Below are 688 nucleotides of genomic sequence, written 5' to 3' on the forward strand. Positions count from 1 at the left end.
AAACTTGCAAAATTAAGCAAAAATTCTCGCCAAAGCATCAATAAAATAATCAAAAATATTAGAATTTTAAGCCTTAAAGAATGTGAAAAAATTCAAAAATGCAAGATGAAATAGCTGAGAGTTATTTTTTACTTCGCTTCTGTCGTAATTGCGTAGTAGAAGGTGCAAAAAGAATGCGAGCTAAGCGTGGACATGGGGCTAAAAACACCTGTATTTTTACTTCGTACTACACACTTATAACTCTGCGAGAAGGTATGCTAAAACGAAATGGCTATGTTTATACTCAGCTTGTAAAAATTAGCTTTGCTAAGAAGAGCTATTATATGGGATTTAAGCGGTATGAGTAAGATGGAATTTTAGTGCTTAGCTATTTATGATGGTTTGGTTGATTTTTTACTTTGCTCAGAGTGACAATAATTTTGTCATTTTGAGCGGAGTGCAAAACACAAGGCGAAAAATCCCTTTTTGGTTTTGATATACTTTTCTATCGCTTTGTTTGCAACTTTGCAAAGCAAAGTTATATGGTAAAACACGGGGAAAACTAGTTTGCAAAGGACACAAATCACATAAGTGACATTGAGAATTTTTTTGCTTCGTTTCGTCTTGCAACTGTGCAGAGTAAAAGTTTTAAAAGTTGACACTTGCCAAATTTAATGACTGAAATTTTGTCCTTCATTTAAAAGAAATA

Annotated in this window: 1 pseudogene; it reads left to right on the forward strand. The window is 32.8% G+C overall.

What is annotated here, in order from left to right:
• Nucleotides 1-296: pseudogene (locus tag DMC01_RS15565) on the forward strand (hypothetical protein); the annotation flags it as partial.
• Between the last annotated feature and the right edge of the window lie 392 nt (nt 297-688).

Origin of the sequence: Campylobacter troglodytis, assembly GCF_006864425.1 — a bacterium.
GTDB lineage: Bacteria > Campylobacterota > Campylobacteria > Campylobacterales > Campylobacteraceae > Campylobacter_D > Campylobacter_D troglodytis.